This window comes from Streptomyces sp. NPDC104367 (assembly GCF_055583825.1).
On record NZ_JBVJND010000005.1, the window covers coordinates 255594 to 274722 of the forward strand.

The 19129-nt window shown below is 74.3% G+C and carries 11 protein-coding genes; 2 read left to right on the forward strand and 9 right to left on the reverse strand.

All coding sequences use genetic code 11. The annotated features are described in order from the left end of the window. Positions 1-6: 6 nt before the first annotated feature. The 5 genes from ACZ619_RS10105 to eccD form a co-directional block, all read right to left on the reverse strand. Positions 7-486 (reverse strand): type VII secretion system-associated protein, encoded by a 480-nt coding sequence (locus ACZ619_RS10105; protein WP_469596512.1) that lies wholly within the window; start codon positions 484-486, stop codon positions 7-9. Positions 487-494: 8 nt separating this feature from the next. Then, positions 495-815: a WXG100 family type VII secretion target gene (locus ACZ619_RS10110; RefSeq protein ID WP_469596514.1), complete on the reverse strand. Its 321-nt coding sequence runs from the start codon at positions 813-815 to the stop codon at positions 495-497. 40 nt (positions 816-855) lie between these two features. Continuing rightward, on the reverse strand, positions 856-1194 hold the full coding sequence (locus ACZ619_RS10115) for a hypothetical protein (protein ID WP_469596517.1): 339 nt from the start codon (positions 1192-1194) through the stop codon (positions 856-858). A 154-nt stretch (positions 1195-1348) separates the two neighbouring features. Next, positions 1349-2824 (reverse strand): type VII secretion protein EccB, encoded by a 1476-nt coding sequence (gene eccB / locus ACZ619_RS10120; RefSeq protein WP_469596520.1) that lies wholly within the window; start codon positions 2822-2824, stop codon positions 1349-1351. 13 nt (positions 2825-2837) lie between these two features. Next, positions 2838-4256 carry a type VII secretion integral membrane protein EccD gene (eccD, locus tag ACZ619_RS10125; protein ID WP_469596523.1) on the reverse strand — a complete coding sequence of 473 codons (1419 nt, stop codon included), beginning with the start codon at positions 4254-4256 and terminating at the stop codon, positions 2838-2840. A gap of 170 nt (positions 4257-4426) precedes the next feature. Here eccD and eccCa point away from each other — a divergent pair, with 170 nt between their 5' ends. Continuing rightward, a complete protein-coding gene (eccCa, locus tag ACZ619_RS10130) occupies positions 4427-8350 on the forward strand; it encodes a type VII secretion protein EccCa (protein WP_469596768.1) in 3924 nt (1307 codons plus the stop codon). Positions 8351-8580: 230 nt separating this feature from the next. Here eccCa and ACZ619_RS10135 read toward each other — a convergent pair whose 3' ends face one another. From ACZ619_RS10135 to ACZ619_RS10150, 4 genes are all read right to left on the reverse strand, one after another. After that, positions 8581-9756, reverse strand: coding sequence for a S8 family serine peptidase (locus tag ACZ619_RS10135; RefSeq protein ID WP_469596525.1), 1176 nt, complete (start codon positions 9754-9756; stop codon positions 8581-8583). Then, a complete protein-coding gene (locus tag ACZ619_RS10140; RefSeq protein WP_469596527.1) occupies positions 9753-13085 on the reverse strand; it encodes a right-handed parallel beta-helix repeat-containing protein in 3333 nt (1110 codons plus the stop codon). The genes ACZ619_RS10135 and ACZ619_RS10140 overlap by 4 nt, the downstream gene beginning before the upstream one ends. A gap of 40 nt (positions 13086-13125) precedes the next feature. After that, entirely contained in the window at positions 13126-13707 is a 582-nt protein-coding gene (locus ACZ619_RS10145; protein WP_469596530.1) for a sigma-70 family RNA polymerase sigma factor, read from the reverse strand. A gap of 356 nt (positions 13708-14063) precedes the next feature. After that, positions 14064-17537: an AfsR/SARP family transcriptional regulator gene (locus tag ACZ619_RS10150; RefSeq protein ID WP_469596533.1), complete on the reverse strand. Its 3474-nt coding sequence runs from the start codon at positions 17535-17537 to the stop codon at positions 14064-14066. Between the two features lie 375 nt (positions 17538-17912). Between ACZ619_RS10150 and ACZ619_RS10155 the strand changes: the two genes are divergently transcribed. Then, a complete protein-coding gene (locus ACZ619_RS10155) occupies positions 17913-18806 on the forward strand; it encodes a glycosyltransferase family 2 protein (RefSeq protein WP_469596535.1) in 894 nt (297 codons plus the stop codon). Positions 18807-19129 lie beyond the last annotated feature (323 nt).

Consider the following 19129-nt stretch of genomic DNA (forward strand, 5'->3'; position numbering starts at 1 on the left):
GAGGTGCTACTGGTCGTCTGAGTTGCCGGAACCGGAGCCGGTGGTGTCGCCGGGGTCCTCGGTCATGTCGCCGTCCACGTCGGAGAAGACGTCGAGCATCTTCTCCCCGTCGATGGAGTGCAGGTTGCTGCCCTGCGTGTTGAGCAGGGTGCGGATGGTTTCCTTGAGATCGCTCTCGATGTCCCCGAACAGGTCCAGGTGCTGGGCGAAGACGGCGTCCACGCTCTTCGCGGCCCCCGTCGTGGCGGTCGTCAGCGACTTGCCGTGCAGGGTGTCGTCGGTGCCCGCCAGGCCGATGATCAGCGCCTGGTTCTGCTGGAGGGTGTCCGTGGTCGTGGCCCCGTCCACGATGCTCTTGAGGGCCCGCACGCCGCCGTCCGCCGTGCTGTCCTTGCGGATCGCCTTGAGAGCGTCGATGAAGTCGGCGAGGTCGTTGTCCAGGAAGAGCTGGAGCGCCGGGCCGTCGAGATGGGTGAGGTCCGCCATGGGAACTCCTAGCGTCCGATGCCGACTTCGGACCACATCTGCGACAACTGGTTCTCGCTGTACTGGTACTGGTCCGAGATGTCCGTCAGCAGCGAGGCGTGCGAGGTCAGCAGCCGCTCCATGTTGTGCACGGCCGTGTCCCAGGCCGCCTGCTTCTGCCGGTACATGTCGGCGTCGTTGCCGTACCAGGACTTGACGAGCTCGTTGAGCTCCGCCTCCAGGGAGGCCAGCGTGTTCGCGATCGCCTTGGTCTGCTGGACCATGTCGTCGGCCGCGTTGTTCATGTGGTTGTAGTCGACGTAGATGTAGCCGTCGGTCATGTCGGACATGCTCGAACCTCGTTCCGGGTCGCTGCGGTCGGGCGGTGGGTCAGCCGATGAGCTGGTCGAACGCCGACTGCGAGGCGTTGAAGGCCTGGTTGATGGCGTCGTTGGAGGAGCCCTGGGACTTGCCGTGCTCGACGAGGCTCGTGTTGAGCTTGTCGACCATGTCCTCCAGGTTGCGCAGGATGGTGTTGCACTGCTCGTCCCACTGCGCCAGCAGGGCGCCGAACTGGCCGCCGTCGCTGCCCTGGTAGCCGGAGGACAGGTTGGCGCGGGTGTTGTCGACGTCCTGGCGGGCCTTGAGGATGCCGCTGAAGGCCATCTCCAGTGCCTGGACGCCGTTGCGCGTCGCCTGTTCGTTTGACTGCTGGCCGCCACCTGCCATGGGTGGACCTCCTGATCGTTCGGACTGAACTGCATGAGGAAATGCGGGAGTTGCTGCGAGAACGGGTCGGAGCCTCCGCCCGAGGGGGAATGGGCGGAGGCCCCTCACCCCGTACTACGGAACCGGCGGGGCTCCGGGTTCTCCCGGTGCCGGGTCAGTTTCCGGAGGCGGTCCGGCCCGTGCAGGACGGGCCCGTGGTGTGCGGCCGGGTCGCGCCGGTCGCGGCCGACGGGTCCAGGTCCGGGCCGGTCGGCAGCATCGACAGCAGCGGCGCGGGCAGCGCCCGCACACTCGCCCCGGCCAGCCCGAGCGCCTCCTGGGCCGTCTTCGTCGGCACCCGGTACTTCACCCCGTTGTCGGCGACCAGGTACGTGGTGTCCCCCACGACGGTGCCGTCCGCGCCCAGCGCCCGCACCAGCGCGCCGTGGCCCGGCCGTACGACGACGCCGTCCACCCGCAGACAGGCGGGCGTCACCTCGTCGGTGGGGGCGGCGGAGACCGGTCCCAGGTCGGTGACCGGGACCAGCGTGGTGGCGACCCGGGTGCCGTCGGAGCCGGGCTCCACCTGCGCGCAGGCGGCCTGTCCGGCGGGGACCGACGCGGCCCGGGGCGGGGAGGCGGGCAGGCCCTCGGCGTCGGGGGAGCGGCCCTCGGCGCCCGGCGCCAGATGCTGCTTCAGGGTGTCGGCGCCCAGCTCGGCGGCGGTCGGGGAGGCACCGCCGTACGCCTTCTCGCGGATCGTGGGGTCGCCCAGCACCAGGGCCGCGCCGGTGTCGGTGAGCGGCACCAGGCCCTCCTTGCGCAGCAGGTAGTACGGGCGCTCGGCGGAGCCGGGCACGCTGACCCGGAAGACCTGGCCGACCTTGCTCGCGGTGGTGCCGAGCACGGGCCCGGCCGAGCCCAGGCCGGATATCGCCGGGGCGGTGAGGTCGGGGCCCTCGATCAGGGCGTCGAGGAAGGCCGCCGACACCGGGCGGGGCGTGATCGAGCCGAGGCCGAGGGAGACGGCCGCGCCGGACGTCGCGTCGAGCCGGAGCCTGCTGCCCTGCCACACCAGGTACACGTCGCCGTCCGGGCCGGTGACCACCACCCCCTCGCCGGAGCCGAGCCCGGTGGCGGTCGCGGGGCCGCCCGCGATCAGCGCGGTGACCGCCGAGCCGTCCTCGTCCAGCGCCGAACACACCTGCCAGGCACCGGAGTCGATGTCCCCGCTGCCGGGCAGCGCGTCCGGGGCGCCCGGGATGCCGACCGGGGCGCCGACCGGGGTGTCGCCGAGCGAGGCGGTGGAGACGTCCTCGGACTTCAGCTCGGCACCGCCGATCAGCCGGGCCGAGGCGTAGTTGCGCACCGGGCGCAGCCGGCCGTCGTAGTAGAGGTAGCGGGCGCCGGTCTCCCGGTTGACGACGAGCGTGCCCGAGGCACGCCAGGAGTCGTTGCCGCCGGGTGAGACGAGGCCGTAGACCACGGCTCCCGCCGCCACGAGCACGGCGACGACGAGCCCGGTCACCGCGCCCCGGGTGGTCCGGCCCAGGGGGCTCTCCGGGGCGTCCGGATCGGCCATGAGCATGCCGGAGGCCAGCCGGTTCATGACGAAGGCGTGCGCCTGGACCTGGTCGCGCTTGGACTGCATGACGTTCCCCCGCTCAGCCGTTGATCGCGCGGAGCGCGCCGAACACCCCGAGCACCCACAGGGTCAGCGGCAGCACGGCGATGGCGAGCCCCGAGTGCAGCAGTTCCGCCGCCCGGCCCCAGTACGGCAGCATCCGGCGGCCCGGCACCGTCCAGGACGCGATCGCGAGGACGGCGGCCAGCGCGAGCAGCGCCGCCAGCAGCAGCGGCCGCCGGTCCGGGCCCGCCGCGTGGGCGGCCGTGACCACCAGCAGGGCCACGCCCAGCGCGCCCGGCAGCACCAGCGTCAGCCGCTGCGGGACGTTCACCAAGCCCCGGCCGTGCAGCAGCAGGAGCAGCGACAGCACCCCGGCGACGAGCGCCTCCGGCAGGTTCGGGCGCAGGGCCAGCGCCACCAGGCAGCCGGCGCCGACCGCGCCCGAGGCGCCGTACAGGGCGGTCATCCAGCCGCTCGCCAGCTCGGTGCGGGTGGCCACGTCCCGGCCCGCGTACGGCTCGATGCCCTCCTGGAGCTGCTGGGCGCTGCCCGGCAGGGCGGGCATCCGCATCCCGGCGAGCCGGAAGGAGAGCGCCGGCACGAACCCGCCGAGCAGGACGACCAGGGCGGCGACCGCGGCCGCCGTACCGTCGACGGGCAGGCCGAACACGCCGATCGCGGTCCCGCCGAGCGCCGCGAACACCCAGACCAGGGCGGTCGCCAGGAACAGCGGTGCCGCCACGGCCGCCACGGCGAGCGCGAGCACCGCGCCGCCGGCGCCCGCCGCACCCGCCGCGAGGAGCCTCGCCCCGAGCACCTCGTGCCCCTGCGGGCCGCCCAGGTCGCCCCCGGGCATCAGGAAGCCGGCCAGGGCCAGGAAGGGGCCCGCCATGAAGCCGAGCGCCGCCCCGGCCGCCCGGTCCTCCACCGCGCGGGCCGCCGACGCGGCCCCCGCGAGCAGCAGCAGCCCGGTGGCACCGGCGGCCACGGCCCGGACGTCGGCCTGCCCGCCCGGCCAGGCGAGCACCCCGAGCCCCAGGACCAGCACCGCCACCGCGAGGGCGAGCAGCAGCCGGCGGCCCGCCTGCGGGGTCCAGCCGTGCAGCCGGTCCCGGGTGACGTTGGCGATGCCGTCGACCAGGTCGTCCAGCCGGACCTCGGGCAACACGGCGTCGTGCGGCCGCAGATGGAGCACCTCGCCGTCCTTCAGGTCCAGGGACTTCAGGGTGCCCTCCTCGTCCAGCGGGCGCTCGCCCAGGCGTTGCAGGACCCAGCCGCCGTGGTCGAGGCCGCTCTCCTCGACCGTGCCGCCGCCCTCCTGGCTCTCACCCGCGTACCGCAGCAGCGTGGGCAGCAGATCGGCGACCGGTACGTCCGCCGGTACGGCGAGGTCGATCGTCCGGGCGGGGCCGCGGACGGTGAGGTGGCACAGCTCGGCCACCTGGTGGTCGGTCATCGAATTCTCCTGGCACAGATCCTGCGGGGCTTCCCATCCGTATTACGGAGTGGACCCCCTTTCGCGTTCTCTCTCCGTCTCCCGCCGTCTGTGCGCCTGCTGTTGCCTGAGGAGCCTTTCCGTTGAGCGTCGTCCTGTTCCGCCGACCCGCCCGCCGCCGCGGTCCCGACATGCCCGAGGGGGAGCTGACCCTCCAGGAGCCGCCCACGCTCCCGGAGACCGTGCCGGACACCTCCGCCGTGTGGACCTACCTCCCGATGGCGATGATGTCCGTCTCGATGATGCTGGTGTTCATCCGGCCGGGCGGCACCAGCAGCGTCTTCAGCTACCTCGCGCTCGGCATGATGGTGCTGGCCTCCGGCGCCATGATGGTCGGCCAGGTGATGCGCAAGAGCGGCGAGCGCAAGCAGCGGCTGCACGGCGAACGCCGGGACTACCTGCGCTACCTGGCCCAGACCCGGGGCAAGGTGCAGCGCGCGGTCATCGAGCAGCAGCAGGCGCTGTCCTGGCGGCACCCGGCGCCGGTCGCGCTGCGCTCCATGGTGCGCACCACCCGGCTGTGGGAACGGCGGCCCAAGGACGACGACTTCGGCGAGGTCCGCATCGCGGTGGGCGAGCAGCAGCTGTCGATGCGGCTGAACCCGCTGTCCACCAAGCCGGTCGAGGACCTGGAGCCGCTGTCCGCGCACGCGCTGCGGCGGTTCGTGCGCGCCTACAGCACCGTGCCCGACCAGCCCATCGGGCTCTATCTGCGGTCCTGGTCCCGGGTGCTGCTGCGCGGCGACGAGCGGGCCGTACGGTCGCTGGTGCGGGCCGCGCTCTGCCAGCTCGCGGTGTTCCACGCGCCGGAGGACCTGTGGATCGCCCTGTGCGTCTCCGACGAGCGGCGCGCCGAGTGGGAGTGGGCCAAGTGGCTGCCGCACAACCTGCATCCGCAGGAGCGGGACGGCGCCGGTCCCGCGCGCATGGTCGCGTCCGCCTTCAACGACCTGGAGGACCTGCTCGGCGCCGAGTTCGCCGAGCGGGCCGGCTTCGACCCGGAGGAACTGCCGGGGCGGGACGAGCCGTACACCGTGATCGTGCTGGACGGGGTGACGGTCCCGGCCGGACACCGGCTGGACGGGCCCGGGGCGCGCAACACCGTGCTGGTCGACCTGTCCGGCGCGTTGAACTGGCGGCCCGGACGGACCACGCTGCGGCTGGACGTACGGCCCGGATCGGTACGGCTTGTACGGACCGACCGCAGCCGCAAGGAGCAGTCGACGCCGCTGGGACGGCCGGACGCGGTGGGGGTGGCCGGGGCCGAGGCGCTGGCCCGGCTGCTGGCGCCGTACCGGATGAGCCTGAGCGCGGACGCGGCCGAACCGCTCGCCAGCGACGTGCAGTTGACGACCCTGCTCGGGATTCCCGACCTGTACCGGCACGATCCGAAGACCCTGTGGCGGCGGTCGGCCGGGGCGGCGCGGCTGCGGGTGCCGGTGGCCGTCGGGGCCGACGGGCGCCCCGTCGAGCTGGACATCAAGGAGTCCGCGCAGGGCGGGATGGGGCCGCACGGCATGCTCATCGGGGCCACCGGCTCCGGCAAGAGCGAGCTGCTGCGGACGCTGGTGCTGGGGCTGGCGCTGACCAACTCCTCCGAGACGCTGAACTTCGTCCTCGTCGACTTCAAGGGCGGCGCCACGTTCCTCGGCCTCGACGGGCTGCCGCACACCTCCGCGGTGATCACCAACCTCGCCGACGAGGTCGCGCTGGTGGAGCGGATGCAGGACGCGCTGCACGGTGAACTGATCAGGCGCCAGGAGCTGTTGCGGGCCGCGGGCAACTACAGCTCGGCGCTGGAGTACGAGAAGGCGCGGGCCGCGGGGGCTTCGCTCGCGCCGCTACCGAGCCTGTTCGTGGTGGTCGACGAGTTCAGCGAACTGCTGGCCGCACACCGGGAGTTCATGGACCTCTTCGTGATGATCGGGCGGCTCGGGCGGTCGTTGGGCGTCCATCTGCTGCTGGCCTCGCAGCGGCTGGACGAGGGGCGCATGCACGCGCTGGAGAGCCACCTGTCGTACCGGATCGGTCTGCGGACCTTCTCCGCGATGGAGAGCCGGGGCGTGCTCGGGGTGCCGGACGCGTACCAGCTGCCCTCGCAGCCGGGCGCCGGGTTCCTCAAGAGCGGGGTGGAGGCGCTGACGCGGTTCCGGGCGGCCTATGTGTCCGGGGCGTACCGGCAGCGCCGGGGCGGGGTCGCGCAGGCCCGGGTGGCGAGCCAGATCGTGCCGTGGACGGCGGGCTGGGTGGTGCCGCGGTCCGTCGCGCCGGCGGCGCCCGATCCGGTGCTGCCGGAGGAGGAGTCCTCCGACACCCTGCTCTCCGTGGCCCTGGACCGGCTCCACGACTCCGGGCCGCCGGCCCACGAGGTGTGGCTGGCGCCGCTGGGGCTGCCGCCCGCGCTGGACGCGCTGCTGCCGGGGATCGGCGAGGACCCCGGCCGGGGGCTGACGGCCGGCGGCTGGCCGGGGGCGGGGCGGCTGCGGGTGCCCGTCGGCCTGGTCGACAAGCCGTTCGAGCAGCGCCGGGACCCGCTGGTGGTGGACCTGTCCGGGGCGGGCGGGCACGTGGCGGTCGCGGGCGGTTCGCAGAGCGGCAAGTCCACGCTGGTGCGGACCCTGATCGCCGCGCTGGCGCTCACCCACACGCCGCGCGAGGTCCAGTTCTACTGCCTGGACTTCGGCGGTGGCGCGCTCGCGGGTCTGGCCGGGCTGCCGCATGTCGCCGGGGTCGCGAGCCGCCTCGACAGCGAGCGGACCAGCCGTACGATCGCCGAGGTGACCGCGCTGCTCGCGGACCGGGAGCGGTTCTTCCTCGACCACGGGCTGGACTCCATGGCCGCGTACCGGCGGCGGCGCGCGGAGGGGGAGTTCGCGGACCAGCCGCACGGGGACGTCTTCCTGGTGGTGGACGGCTGGTCCACGGTCCGCCAGGACTACGACACCCATGTCGCCACCTTCAACCAGATCGCCCAGCGCGGTCTCAACTACGGCGTCCACCTCGTCGTCACCACCGCCCGCTGGGTGGAGCTCTCCGCGCAGATCCGCGACCAGGCCGCGACCCGGCTCGAACTGCGGCTCGGTGACACGATGGACTCCGTGGTCGACATCCGGAAGGCGGCCTCGGTGCCGCGGACCGGCGGCCGGGGTCTGACGACGGACGGCAAGCTGCACTTCCTGGCCGCGCTGCCCCGCATCGACGGCGGGGACCGTACGGACGACCTGGCGGAGGGCGTCGCCGACCTGGTGCGGCGGGTCGCCGGGGCGTGGTCCGGACCGGCCGCGCCGCCGGTGCGGATGCTGCCGCACCGGCTGCCGGTGTCCGCCCTGCCGGACGCCGAGCTCGGCGACGGCCTGCGGATTCCGCTGGGTCTGGACGAGGAGAAGCTCGCCCCCGTCTGGCACGACTTCTCGCGCACCCCGCACCTGGTCGCCGTCGGCGACACGGAGAGCGGCAAGACCAACCTGCTGCGGCTGGTCGCCCGGTCGGTGACCGAGCGGTACACGCCGGCCGAGGCGCGGGTGCTGGTCGTGGACTACCGGCGGGAACTGGTGGACGCGGTGCCGCCGGAGTACCAGCTGGGGCACGCGGTGTCGGTGGACTCGCTGAAGGAACTGGTGGCGGGGTCGGCACGGGCCCTGAAGACCCGGGTGCCCGGACCGGACATCACCCCGGCCCGGATGCGCCTGGCCGACTGGTGGAAGGGCCCGCGGCTGTTCGTCCTGATCGACGACTACGACATGATCGGCGGCGGCAACGCCTTCGACCACCCCTTCGCCCCGCTCTTCGACCACCTGGCCCTGGGCCACGAGGTCGGTGTGCACGTGGTGGCGGTGCGCTCGGCGACGGGCGCGGGCCGCGGCCTGAACGACCAGCTGCTGCGGCGTCTGGACGAGGTCAACACCCCGGGTCTGCTGCTGTCCTGCCCGCCCTCCGAGGGCTACGTCTTCGGCAACATCAAGCCCCGCAACCTCCCCGCGGGCCGAGCCCTGAGAATCGTCCGCCGCAAGGCAACCCTGATCCAGACAGCCCTGACCCCCAACACCACAAACTGACCCCACTCCCCGCGCCCCGGCAGCGCGCCCGAAGGGGTGCGGGGAACTGCGCGGTGAGCCACGGCGGTGCCGCGGTCGGCTGGCGGCGGACCGCGGCGCTTCCGTTCGTCGGGTCCAGCCGAGCCCGGCGACATCCGCCACGGCCCGGCAGCGCGCCCGAAGGGGCGCGGGGAACTGCGCGGCCGGCCGCGGCGGGGCCGCGGCCGGGCGACGGCGGTTCCGTTCGGGGGCTAGGCCGGCGGTGGTGTTGTCGTGCGGCGGCGGCGCAGGCGCAGGAGCGCGGCGGACCAGGCGGCCCCGAGGCCCACCGCCGTGCCGGCCGCGGCCACCGCCAGGGCACGGCGGTTGGCGACGGCAGTGCCGGAGTCGGTGGCGAGGTGGACGGGGCCGTCGGCGGTGGCGTCGGTGGGGGCGTCGGCGGTGGCGTCGTCCGACGCCGTGCCGCTCCGGACCGAGGTGACGGCCGCGTAGGGGTCGAGCCGGGGGACGTCCGCCGGATACGCCGTCGCCGTGAGCCACTCGGCCGTCCGCCGCGCGTCCAGCTCGGGATGCGCGGCCCGCACCAGCGCCGCCGTACCGGCCACGTACGCCGCCGCGAGGGACGCCCCGGAGCCGATGTAGTGCCCCTTTCCGGAGGGGCCGATGCCGACCACACCGTCGCCCGGCGCCTTCAGGTCGGCCCGGAGCGGGGCGGGGGCGCCGCTGGGCCGGGCCCCCTGCGCGTCGACGTCCAGCACGGACAGCACCCCGGGCTCGGCGGCCGGCCAGTAGTCGCGGGCCGGCGGCGGGGAGGCGGTCGCGGAACCGGCCGGGTCCGGCGCCGCCGCCGCGATCACCAGGGCGTCCCGGTCCGCCGCGTACGCCACCGCCGCCGTCAGCTCACCGGAGCCCTTGGCCAGCGCGGGGGAGACCAGGACGACCGACGCCTTCGCCTGCGCGGCGGCCCGGATACCGGCGGCCACCGATCCGGCCGTGGCCGCGCCCCGCGCGTCCGTGCCCCGCACGGCCAGGATCCGGGCCGCGCCCGCCACCCCGGCGAACCGCACGCCCCCGACCTGCGCGGCCGCGACCAGTCCGGCCACGAAGGTGCCGTGCCCGACGCAGTCCTCGCCCGCCTCGCCCAGCGCCGTGACCCGGCCCGTCAGCGCCGGCGCCGCCGCCGACACCCCGGTGTCCACCACGGCGACCGTCACCCCGGCCCCGCCCGAACTCCCGCCCGCCGTCCGCCAGGTGCGGGTGAGCCCCAGGGCCCGCTGCTCCCACGGCACCGCGTGCGCCACCGACGCCGAAGCCGTCGTACAGGCCGCACCGGCGGCCAGCGCCGACGGCACGACGGGCAGACTCACCTGTCCCTCGGCCAGCGGCGTCACCGACACCACCGCCGACACCACGAGTGCCCGTATCACCGGCCCTCCACCCCCGGGACGTCCCCGGGCACCAGCAGCCGCAGATCGTCGAAGCCCGGCGCGGCCATCGCGCTGATCCGGCCCGCCTGGCGGGTCATCATCGTCTCCAGCACCTGGCGGGCGAGGCGGGCGTTGCCGAAGGAACGGTCCCGGGGCCGGGAGTCGAAGTACTCGCGCAGGACCGCGCCCGTGCCCGGGCCGCACTCGTAGCCGTTCGTCTCGGCGTGCCGGCGGACGATGGTGACCAGCTCGTCCCCGGAGTAGTCGGTGAACTCCACCCGGCGCGAGAAGCGGGAGGTGAGGCCGGGGTTGGAGGCCAGGAAGCCGGTCATCTCCTCGGTGTAGCCCGCGACGATGACGACGACCTCGTCCCGGTGGTCCTCCATCAGCTTCAGCAGGGTGTCCACCGCCTCCCGGCCGAAGTCCGAGGAGCCCCCGGAGCCGGCCGGGGTGAGGGTGTAGGCCTCGTCGATGAACAGCACGCCGCCCAGGGCCCGTTCGAAGACCTCGCGGGTGAGCTGGGCGGTGTGGCCGACGTAGCGGCCGACCAGGTCGGCCCGGGCCACCTCGACCAGCTGGCCGCGGGGCAGCACGCCGAGCGAGACGAGGAGTTCGCCGTAGAGGCGGGCCACCGTCGTCTTGCCGGTGCCGGGCGGGCCGGTGAAGACCAGGTGGTGGCTGATGCGGGGGGCCGGGAGCCCGGCGGCCTCCCGGCGGCGGGCCGTGGCCAGCAGGTTGACCAGGTCGGTGACGTCCCGTTTGACGCCGGCCAGGCCGACCATCTCGCCGAGGCGGGCGAGCGGGTCGCCGGTGGTGGCGCCGTCCTCGCCGACGGCCGCCGCGATGTCGTCGCCCACGTCCTGCGGGAGCAGCAGGGCCAGGTCGCGCTGGCCGATCTCGGTGAGGGCGGCGAGCCGGGTCGCCTGCCGGTCCACCATCTCCTCGAACAGCTGCCGGGCGGCCCGGCCGTTGCCGAACGTGGCGTCACGGGGCATGCGTTCGAAGCGGAGGGTGAGCGCCTTGCGGGTGGCGTCCTCCAGCTCGTACTGGTGGCGGACGCACATCGACTCCATGATGGCGACGAGTTCCGGCACCGAGTAGTTCGAGAACTCGACCGTGCGCGAGAAACGGGACGCCAGGCCGGGGTTGGAGGCCAGGAAGCCCGTCATCTCGTCGGTGTAGCCCGCCACGACCACCACCATGTCCTCGCGGTGGTCCTCCATCAGCTTGAGGAGGGTGTCGACGGCCTCCCGGCCGAAGTCGGCGCCGCTGCCCCGGCTGTCGGAGACCAGCGTGTACGCCTCGTCGATGAACAGGACGCCGCCCAGGGCCCGGTTGAAGGTCTCCGTCGTCTTGATGGCCGTACCGCCGACGATCTGCGCCACGAGATCGGCGCGCGAGACCTCCACCAGGTGGCCGGAGCGCAGCACGCCCAGCTCGGCGAGGACCGTGCCGTAGAGGCGGGCCACCGTCGTCTTGCCGGTGCCGGGCGGGCCCGCGAAGACCAGGTGGCGGCTCATCGGCGGGACGGGCATGCCCATGGCCGCGCGGCGCTGGGCGAGCTTGGTGAGGTTCACCAGGGTGCGGACCTGGTGCTTGACGTCGTTTAGGCCGATGAGCGCGTCGAGTTCGGCGAGCGGGCCGCCGTCCTGCGCCGCGTCGGGGGCGGCCGGCGCCCCGGCCGGGTCGGTGCCCTCCGCGTCGCCGAGACCCCAGGCGTCCCGTCTGCCGTTGTCCGCGCTGGTCAGTCCCTCCACCGCGAGCCGGTCGCCGGGGCGGACCTGGACCAGGCCGCCGCCCGTGTTCTCCCGGGCGGTGCAGCCGACCAGCGACACGGGCGCGTCGGTGTCGACGCGGAAGCCGTCGCCCTCGCTGCCCGTCGCCTCGCAGTTGTTGAAGGCCCCGCGCCCGCCGTCCTCGACGACCACGCCGTGGCCGCCGGCGCCGGTCACCCGCAGCCTGCTGGCGGTCAGTTCGCCGCCCTTCTCCACCAGTACCCCGGGCTGCGCGCTGCCCCGCTCGCCGCGGATCTCGCAGTCCCGCACGGTGACGCTGCCGTCCGCGCCGACCGACAGGCCCGGTCCGCCCGCCGCGTCGACGGTGCCGCCGCCGAGGTACAGGTTGCCGTCGTCCTCGACCCGGACGCCCGCGCCGCCGGGCCGCTCGACCGCGCAGTCCTCCAGCCGCCCGCGCCCGTCCGCCGAGACCTCCACGCCGTGGCCCCCGACGCCCGAGATCCTGGCCCGGCGCAGCAGCGGGTTGGCGCCGGTGCGCACCGAGACGCCGGCCCCGCCCGCGTCCTGCACCTCCAGGCGGTCCAGCTCGGCCACCGACTCCTCCTCCAGGAGCAGTCCGGCCGCCGCGCTGCCGCGCACCGACAGACCGATCAGCACCGGCGAGGACGAACCGGCCACCCGGAGCGCCGGCGCCTGCGCCGACTCCAGCCGGCAGTCCTCGATCGTGCCCCGCGACCGCTCCACGACGACCATCCCGTGGCCCTCGGTCCGGGTGGTGCGGCACCGCCGCAGCCAGGGGTCGGTGCCGCCGGACAGCACGATCCCGGGACCGGTGGTGCCGCTCACCGTCACGTCCTCCAGGGTGGTGCGGGCGGCGCTGCTCAGCTGGACGCCGGTGCTGGTGTCGTGCACGGCGGTGCGCACCACCCGGGTGGTGCAGTGCTCCTCCAGGGCGATGGCGGGCTTGTCGGTGGAGGAGATGTCGCAGTCCTCGACCGAGCCGCGCGCCTCGCCGTTGGCCAGTACGCCGTTGCCGCGCGCGTCCCGGACCGTGCAGCCGCGCAGGGTGACCCGGCCGCGCTCGCCGATCACCGCGCCGGAGGTGCCGAGGTGTTCCACCGTGCAGGACTCGACCGAGCTGTCCACCGGGGAGGTGACGACCAGGCCCGCGCCCTGCGGATTGGTGATCCGGCAGTCCCGCATGGCCAGCGAGCCGGTGCCCCGGGCGAGCAGCGCGGTCCAGCCTCCGCCGGTCACGTCGCAGCCCTCCAGGGCGAGTTGGCCGCGCGCCACGTCGACGACCGGCAACTCCGGGTCCCGGCCGGTTAGTACGAGGTCGGTCAGCATGACCGCGTCCGCCTTCAGGACGACCGCGCTGCCGCGCCGCGGCGCGATCTCGACGCTGCCCCGGGCCTGTTCGGCGACGATCGTCACCCGGGTGCCGATGACCAGGCCCTCCTGGTAGCGGCCCGGCCGGACGCTGATCACGGCACCGCCGCGGGCCCGCTCCAGTGCCTCGCCGATGGTCCGGAAGGAGTCCGCGGGCGAGTCCGGGGCGGGGTCCTGGCAGACCGTCAGTAGCTGGCGTGACACGCCGGATCCTCCAGAGAAGTGGGGTGGGTGCGGGTGGGGCTCAGCGCAGGCCCGCGGGTGAGGCGGCGCCGTGCGAGGTCAGGGCGTTGCGCAGGGCCCGAAGGGCATGGCTGCTGCGGGACTTGACCGTGCCCGCCGGGAGGTTCAGCTCGGCGGCCGTGTCCTCGATGCTGCGGTCCAGGCAGTAGCGGTGCACGAGCACCTCCCGGTGCGGGCGGTCCAGTTCGGCCATGGCCCGGATCAGCACATGCGCGGTGAGCGTGCGTTCGCTGCTGTCGGAGACGACCTCGTGCTCCAGCGCGGACGGTATGAGGTCCACCGGGCGGGCCCGCCGGGTGCGGTGCGCGTCGATCGCCAGCCGCCGCACCACGGTGAACAGCCACGGCCGGGTCAGCCCCGGGGTCGAACTGAGCCGGTCGGCATGGCGCCACGCCCGCAGGACCGCCTCCTGGACGATGTCCTCGGCGCCGTGCACATCGCCGAGCGTCAGCCCCTGGGCGAACTGGAGCAGGGCGGTTCCATGGGTCTGGTAGATCACGCGCGCGAAGGCCTGACCTCCGTCCGGGTATGGCGATTCCGTGTGCTCCTCGGGCTCGTGCTGGGTGGACGACGTGGGACGCATGGCGGAGACCGGCCCGTTTCGGATCGAGGGCAAGGGACCCCCCGATCGTCACAGTGGGTGATCGACCACCGATTGCCGTGCGATAGGCGTTCGATAGTCGTCCGCCACCCGGAGCCGACCGCCCGGAGTCGACCGTCCGGGGCCGGCCGCCCGGAGCCGTGCGTCCACGAGACCACTTCTCCCACTTCTCACTACGGCGGGGAGGCGTGCGGGGTTCTCGCCCGGCACGCCCTCCGATAACGTTCCGGTAACGGCCGTGGTGGAGGGAGAACCCTCCGGCGCACGGCCCCGTGGTGCGGGTGAGCGTGCCCGCGCCCCGGACCCGAGGAGGTGCCCCGATGCGGCAGCCCTCCGGATCACCCGGTCCGCGCCCTGTCCCCCCGCGCGGACCGGTCCGCCTCCGCCGGCAGCGCGGCCAGCTTCACGCGCAGCGGCCCGGCGTCCGGATGCCCGATCCCGTCCAGGATGCGGATCGCCTCCAGCAGCAGGGCGTGCGCCCGTTCCGGACGGCCGCGGGCCAGCCAGGTGTCGGCGAGCGAGGCGATGGTGTGGGCCTCCGCCCAGGGGACGCCGCCGACCCGGCGGAAGTGCAGCAGGGCCTCCTCGAAGGCGGCCACGGCCTCGTCGTACGCGCCGAGGTGGTGGTGGGCGGTGCCGGCGCTGTTGAGGACGTGGCCCAGGGTGTAGTCGTCCTGGTCGGCGCGCGCCAGCCGCAGGGCGGCGGCACAGAACTCCAGCGCCTCGCGGTGCCGTCCGAGCAGGGTGTGGTACCAGCCGAGCCCGTTGAGGACCCACGACCGCAGCCTGCGGTCGCCGTCCGGGCCGAGCAGCTCCAGGGCCCGCCGGTGGTGTTCGAGGGCGCCTTCGAGGTCGCCCTGCACCTCCAGGACCGCGCTGAGCTGGCGGTGGCACTCGGCGACGGCGGTGAGGTCGCCGACGTCGCCGAAGAGCTCGATGGCCCGCTCGATGTGCGAGCGGGCGTCGTTGATGTGCTTGGCGTACGACTCGGCCTGGGCGAGCCCCCGGTGGATGTGCCCGAGGGCGCTGGGGTCGCCGAGCCGGTCGGCCGACTCCAGGGCGGTGCGCAGGGTGACGCCCAGCTCGTGCCACAGGCCCTGCCGGCCGAAGTAGTGCTCGACGCACCAGGCGAGCCGCCAGGCGTGCGCGTCGAGGCGGTGCGCCGAGGCCTGCCGCAACACCGCCACCAGCACCGCCCGTTCGGTCTCGAACCAGGTCGTGGCCTGCCGCGACGCCGTGAACGACTCGGCCCGCACCCCCTCGGACGGCGCCGTCATGACGATCCGGTCCCGGGTCAGGTCGATCAGCTCGGCGGCGGCGTGGGCGCTGTGCAGGTAGTGGTCCAGCATGCGCAGCCGGGCCGCCGCGAGGTCGTCCGGCGCGTCCGTCTCGGCGGCGAGTTCGGTGGCGTACGCGCGCAGCAGGTCGTGCGAGGCGTAGCGGCCCGGCTCGGGCTCGTCCACCAGCCGGGTGTGCACCAGTTCGGTCAGCAGGCTCCGGGCCGCGGACAGGCCGAGCCCGCTGAGACTGGCGGCGGCCGCGAGCGACACGTCCGGCCCCGGGTGCAGGCCGAGCAGCCGGAACAGCCGGGCGGCGGCGGGCGACAGCGCGTGGTACGACCACGACAGCACGGCCCGTACGTCGGCGGCCTGGTCGGCGTCCGTGAACGCGTCCAGGCTGCCGTGCCCGTCCTGGAGCTCGGCGGTCAGCGCGGCGAGCGGGAAGGAGCCGCGCCCGGCCGCGCGGGCCGCCGCGACCGCGAGCGCCAACGGCAGCCGCGCGCACAGCTCGACGATCTGCCGAACCGCCCTCGGTTCCGCGGCGACCCGGGCCGCGCCCAGCCGCCGGACCAGCAGGTCGTGGCCCTCCCGTGCGGTGAGGACGTCCAGGTGCAGCGGCAGCGCGCCGTCCACGGCGACCAGACCGCCGAGCCGGTTGCGGCTGGTCACGATGGTCAGACAGCCGGGGGCGCCGGGCAGCAGGGGCCGTACCTGTGCGGCGTCGCGCGCGTTGTCCAGGAGGATCAGGACCCGTCTGCCGGTCAGCACGGTACGCAGACGGGCCGCCAACGCGTCCTCGTCCTCGGGGAGTTCGCGGGGAGCCGCGCCGAGTGCCTCCAGCAGGGTGCGCAGCGCCTGGGTCGGGGTGACCGGGTCGGACACCGGGTCGAAGCCCCGGAGGTTGACGTAGAGCTGGCCGTCGGGGAAACGAGGGGCGATCCGGCGGGCCCAGTGCACGGCGAAGGCCGTCTTGCCCACGCCCGCCATGCCGCCGACCAGCACGGTGACGGAAGGAGCGGCCCCGTCCTCCGGGAGCAGCCCGTCGGCTTCGTCCAGCTGAGCCTCCCGCCCCACGAAACCGGCCAACGCGGAGGGGAGTTGAGCGGGGACGGGGGGCGCGGGGGACGCGGGGGCCACGAGGGGCGTGGGAGCAGCGGGAGTTGTGGGAGTTGTGGGCGTTGCGGGAGCACCGGGTGTCCCGGGGGGCACCGCGGGCGCGGCGGATGCGGCGGGCGCGGGCGGTGCGGCTTCGGCGGCCGCGGGACCGGTGACCGGGAATCCGCTGGTCGTGGCCTCGGCGGTGACGAAACCCGTGGCTGTGGTCTCGGTGGTCGTGAAACCTGTGGCCGTGAATCCGGCCGACGCGGGACCGGTGGCCGCAGGACCGGTCGACCAGGCTTCGGCGGACGCCGGACCTGTGGCCGTGGTCTCGGTGGTCGTGAATCCGGTGGACGCAGTCTCGGTGGACGCCGGACCTGCGGCCGTGGTCTCGGTGGTCGTGAAACCTGTGGCCGTGGTTCCGGTGGTCGTGAATCCGGTGGACGCGGTTTCGGTGGATGTGGGACCTGTGGCTGTGGTTCCGGTGGTCGTGAAACCTGTGGCCGTGGTCCCCGTGGTCGTGAATCCGGTCCCCGTGGTCGTCCCGCCGGCCGTGCCTTCCGCGGCGGTGACCCCTCCGGTCGCGCCGGGGGCCTCCCCGCTCGCGTCGAAGCGGTCGGCTCCCGGGACAGCGGAGCCGGCGGCTCGGCTCTCCCCGGTACCGGTTCGCTCGTCCGCGCGCGGGAGCAGTTCGGGGTCCGCTCGCAGGATGCGCTCGTACAGCCGCCGCAGCCCCGGCCCCGGATCCACCCCCAGCTCCTCCGCGAGCAGCGCCCGTGCCTCGGTGTACGTCTCCAGCGCGGTGGACTGCCGTCCGGACCGGTACAGCGCCAGCATCAGCATCTCGCGGAACCGCTCGTCGAGCGGGTGCGCGGCGACCAGCGCGGCCAGCTCGGGAGCGGCCTGCGCGTGTCCGCCGAGGTCGAGTTCGAGGGCGAGCCGGCTCTCCAGGGCGGACAGCCTGAGCACCTCCAGCCGTTCCCGCTGGGCCCGCGCCCACTCGCCCCGGATCCCGGACAGCGCCGGACCACGCCACAGCGCGAGCCCGGCCCGCAGGTGCACGGCGGCCTCCCGGGCGTTGCCCGCCTGCCGCGCGCGTTCGGAACGGGCGACGAGTTCACGGAACGCGACGAGGTCGAGGTCCTGCGGGAGCGCGCGGACGACATAGGCGTCCCCCACGGACCGGATCAGCGGCGGGTCGCCGAGAGCCCGCCGCAGCCGGTGCACATACGTCCGGACCGACGCCACCGCCGACGCGGGCGGTGCCGTGCCCCACAGCGCGTCGACCACCTCGCCCACCCGTACCTGGGCGCCTTCCGCGAGCAGCAACGCACCGAGTACGGACCGCTGTTGCGGCGGACCGAGGTCCACCTCGGCCGTGCCGCGCCACGCGCTGACCGGTCCCAGCACGGCGAACCGTATCTGCTCCAGCACCTCTAGATCTCTCCCCGATGGAACCCGCCCCCCGGGGACGGACTCTGCACGCCCTTCTTGGAAAGGACTTGGAGCTTTCTTGGCGCGAGCGGAGAAGCTCGTCACGCCACTCCAGTATCGGCAGCCGCCCGGCTGAACGGGGGCGTACCCGGGAGACGAACGGGAAACGGCCGGGATGCGACGCCCCGGCCGACGGGCGGCCGCAACGCCCGGGAGGGTCGGGAGTTCGTCCTCCCCGAGGAAAATCACCGTAAAAGGGCCGCAAACTAAATCGAAGTCAGGACTACGGCCGCACCTGAGGCAACATCGTGGTGAACGGCGAGTGTCTCGCGGTCCGGGCGCGGGTGCCGCCGCCGGGTGGATGGGGTGAGGGGCATGGCCCAGCCGAGAGTGGCCGTCGCCGTGGTGACCATGGGGAACCGGCCCGACGAGGTCGACGCCCTGCTCAGGTCCGTCGCCAAGCAGGACCTCGCCCCCACCCGCATCGTGATCGTCGGCAACGGCTGCCGACTGCCCGAGTTCGCCCGCCGCCTCGACCTGCCCGGCGAGGTCACCACCGTCGAGGTCGAGGAGAACCTCGGCTGTCCCGGCGGCCGCAACCTCGCCCTCGCCCGGCTGCGCGAGTACGGCGACGTGGACGTCGTCGTCGACCTGGACGACGACGGGCTGCTCGTCGACGTCGAGGTGCTCCGGCAGGTCAGGGACCTGTACGCGGCCGACCCCCGCCTCGGTGTCGTCGCCTTCCGCATCGCCGACGAGCACGGCGAGACGCAGCGGCGGCACGTGCCGCGGGTCGGCAACACCGACCCGATGCGCCGGGGTTACGTCACCGGGTTCCTCGGCGGCGGCCACGCCCTGAGCATGGCCATGCTGGACGAGACCGGCGACTGGCCCGCCGACTTCTTCTTCGCCCACGAGGAGACCGACCTCGCCTGGCGGGCCGCCGACGCGGGCTGGCACATCCTCTACGCGCCCGAGCTGCTCCTCCAGCACCCCCGGACCTCGCCCGCCCGGCACGCCGTCTACCACCGGGTGACCGCCCGCAACCGGGTCTGGCTCACCCGCCGTCGGCTGCCCCTGCCGCTGATCCCGGTCCATCTGGGCGTGTGGACGCTGATCACCCTGCTGCGCACCCGGTCGACCGGGGGACTGCGGGCCTGGTGCGCGGGCTTCCTGGAGGGGCTGCGGGAACCGGCCGGTGAGCGCCGGCCCATGCGCTGGCGGACGGTCTGGCGGCTCACCCGGCTCGGGCGGCCCCCGGTCATCTGACCTGCGGGCGGCGCTCGTTCGGTGGCCGTTCGGCGTCGGTGCGCAGGCCGTCCGGCGGTCGGGCCGGGGGAACGGGACGAGGGTCCCGGTCGTTCACCTCCGCCGACCGGAACCCTCTCGCGTCCCCGGATCCAGGCCTGCGGCGACACTCCCCCGAGTTACGCGACACGCGCGCGCCGTCGGGCCGGTCCGATGCGAAGATCACATCAAGCCGCGCCAACGGATCGCTAACATGTGGCCAGTGGTTCTCCCCGAGGTCGCCAACCGGTTGGCGGGAAGCCGCCGTTCGGACTCCGGAACAGGCCGGAAACCCAGCGGATTCG

Excerpts from the sequence above, each read along its gene's own strand:
- ACZ619_RS10105 (WP_469596512.1), bottom strand. The coding sequence starts at position 486 with ATGGCGGACCTCACCCATCTCGACGGCCCGGCGCTCCAGCTCTTCCTG.
- ACZ619_RS10110 (WP_469596514.1), bottom strand. The coding sequence starts at position 815 with ATGTCCGACATGACCGACGGCTACATCTACGTCGACTACAACCACATG.
- ACZ619_RS10115 (WP_469596517.1), bottom strand. The coding sequence starts at position 1,194 with ATGGCAGGTGGCGGCCAGCAGTCAAACGAACAGGCGACGCGCAACGGC.
- eccB (WP_469596520.1), bottom strand. The coding sequence starts at position 2,824 with ATGCAGTCCAAGCGCGACCAGGTCCAGGCGCACGCCTTCGTCATGAAC.
- eccD (WP_469596523.1), bottom strand. The coding sequence starts at position 4,256 with ATGACCGACCACCAGGTGGCCGAGCTGTGCCACCTCACCGTCCGCGGC.
- eccCa (WP_469596768.1), top strand. The coding sequence starts at position 4,427 with ATGCCCGAGGGGGAGCTGACCCTCCAGGAGCCGCCCACGCTCCCGGAG.
- ACZ619_RS10145 (WP_469596530.1), bottom strand. The coding sequence starts at position 13,707 with ATGCGTCCCACGTCGTCCACCCAGCACGAGCCCGAGGAGCACACGGAA.
- ACZ619_RS10155 (WP_469596535.1), top strand. The coding sequence starts at position 17,913 with ATGGCCCAGCCGAGAGTGGCCGTCGCCGTGGTGACCATGGGGAACCGG.